The sequence below is a fragment of the Frankia sp. AiPs1 genome (assembly GCF_023716945.1).
Lineage (GTDB): Bacteria > Actinomycetota > Actinomycetes > Frankiales > Frankiaceae > Frankia.
In genome coordinates this window covers 1-2,445 of record NZ_JAMQQF010000729.1, presented here as the reverse complement: position 1 = coordinate 2,445, position 2,445 = coordinate 1, and the positions used below count along the sequence as shown (strand labels likewise).

Sequence of the window (2,445 nt, the reverse complement as noted above, 5' to 3'; positions counted from 1 at the left end):
CGACTTCTACGACCTGTTCCCCGGGCCGCGGAACATCGGCGGCCCCCGCCCCCTCACGAACAGAGGACCCCGGCCCCGGGCCCGGCCGGGGGGGGGGGGGGGGGGCGGGCCGCGAGGGCGCGCGGCGCGGCCGGGCCGCCTGCACCCCGCCGGACGCCACCCACCGCCCGGGATCAGACCGCTCGGCGCCGTTGTTTGCGTCGCTCCCGTTCGGACATCCCGCCCCAGATCCCGAACCGTTCGTCGTTCTCCAGGGCGTACTCGAGGCACTCGGCCCGGACCTCGCAGCCCGAACAGATGCGCTTGGCCTCCCGGGTCGAGCCGCCCTTCTCGGGGAAGAACGCCTCGGGGTCGGTCTGCGCGCACAGCGCGCGCTCCTGCCACTCCATCGCCTCGCCGAGCAGGTCACCCAGCCCCAGATCGATCACTGGGGCGAGGGTGTCCGACCCGTCGCCGGTGGAGTCGTCGACGGCATCGACGGCCGGGTCGTCGGCGTCGAGATCGTCGACGGCCGAGTCGTCGGCATCGGCGTCGGCGTCGTCGCCCGCGCGCACGAGGACGTCGCCGTCCGCCTCAGCCCGCGGGCCGGGGGCGAACGGGGTGGCACCGGTGCCCAGGTCGGGCGAGCCCGACCGGGCCGGTGGGACGCCGGCCGCGGCCAGCGCCGGCCGCGGCTCAGGTGTGGCCTGGGTGGGCCGTTCGGTAAGCACCCGCTCGGAGTGGTCACCGAACGGGTCATGCTCAGCGGGACGCTCGACGTCCGCGAGGACGGTGTGGACGCCCGCGTCGGTGTGCTCCATGGGGACTCCTCCAGACCCGTCGCGGTGCGGTCGGCCACCCCCTGGGCGCCGGCGCGCAGGTGACTGGTTCCACACCGGTCAGGCGACGCACTACCGCACGAACCCCGCCAGCGAGGGGAATGACACGCCGGTAATTACACGCTTCCGAGTCGGTCGCGTCAACCCCACCAGCGCAACATCTTCTACAACCAGCGATGAGACCATAGCTCACAGTCACTGCACACCATCGCCGAGGGTCTGGGCGGCCTTCCAATCAGTAACTGTGTGCAATCGGTCCGACGGCGATGACCGCATTATGCCGCCCGAAGCTAACGGACATAAAGGGCCTAAACGGGCAGTGACGCAATCAGACAACCGTCTTAAACCTATACCGACCCGGCATCGCATCCGGCCAAGCCGACTCTCACGACTACTAAGAGTAGTTTTTGGTGGCGCCGACTTGGCGGGTGTCAGGACACCACCGGCAGCATGGTCCGGACGGGGCCGCCCCGGGCAGCGTGAAAGCGCTCGTCCGGCACCCGCCCATACGACGTGGTCCGTTGCCGAGCGGGACGACCCGCCCCGGCGGCCACCTCCTCCAGCTCGGCCACGGATCGCCGCGAGCCGTGCTGGGAACCGGCCATCCGGCTGATCGTCTCCTCCATCAACGTCCCGCCGATGTCGTTCACCCCGCCGGCGAGCACCGAGCGACAGCCGTCGACGCCGAGTTTCACCCAGGAGCACTGGATGTTGTCGATCGAGCCGTGCAGCAGGATGCGCGCCATCGCGTGCACCGCCCGGTTCTCCTGCACCGTGGGACCCGGCCGGGCCACGCCGGCCAGGTAGATCGGCGAGCTGTGGTGGACGAACGGCAGCGCGACGAACTCGGTGAAGCCCCCGGTGGAGTCCTGGATGCGGCGCAGCAGCCGCAGGTGCGCGACCCAGTGCGCCGGGGTGTCCACGTGGCCGTACATCATCGTGGCCGTCGAGCGCAGGCCCACCCGGTGCGCGGTGCTGACCACCTCGACCCAGCTCGACGTGGGCAGCTTGCCCTTGGTCAGCACCCAGCGGACCTCGTCGTCGAGGATCTCCGCCGCCGTGCCCGGGATCGAGTCGACGCCGGCCTCTCGCGCCGCCACCAGCCAGTCCTCGACGGACATCCCCGTCCGGGTGACCCCGTTGAGGACCTCCATCGGGGAGTACGCGTGCAGGTGCAGCCCCGGAGCCGCCCGCTTGATCTCGCGGGCGAGCTCGAAGTAGGCCGTACCGGGCAGGTCCGGGTGGATGCCGCCCTGCACGCAGACCTCGGTGGCGCCGACCGACCACGCCTCGGCGGCCCGGCTGCCCACCTCCGACAGCGACAGCGTGTACGCGTCGGCGTCGCCGCGCCGCTGGGCGAACGCGCAGAACCGGCAGCCGGTGTAGCAGACATTCGTGAAGTTGATGTTGCGGTTGACGATGTAGGTGACGTCGTCGCCCACCGCGTCGCGGCGCAACCCGTCCGCAAGCGAGCAGAGCTCCTCCAGCGCCGCCCCCTCGGCCCCGAACAGGGTCAGCGCCTCGGCGTCGGTGATCGCGGCCGGGTCGGTGCCGGCGCGGCGCAACGCGGCCCGCACCTCGGGGTCGATCCGCTCCGGCGCGCCGGCACCGGTGGCACCGATCGCAT

At 71.6% G+C, this 2,445-nt stretch carries 2 protein-coding genes; both read right to left on the bottom strand.

All coding sequences use genetic code 11. The annotated features are described in order from the left end of the window. Positions 1 to 173 precede the first annotated feature (173 nt). A complete protein-coding gene (locus ND748_RS35190; RefSeq protein ID WP_285902911.1) occupies positions 174 to 800 on the bottom strand; it encodes a WhiB family transcriptional regulator in 627 nt (208 codons plus the stop codon). Between the two features lie 449 nt (positions 801 to 1,249). Beyond that, the coding region (gene cofH, locus ND748_RS30020) for a 5-amino-6-(D-ribitylamino)uracil--L-tyrosine 4-hydroxyphenyl transferase CofH (protein ID WP_251749582.1) at positions 1,250 to 2,445 on the bottom strand (1,196 nt) is incomplete at its 5' end.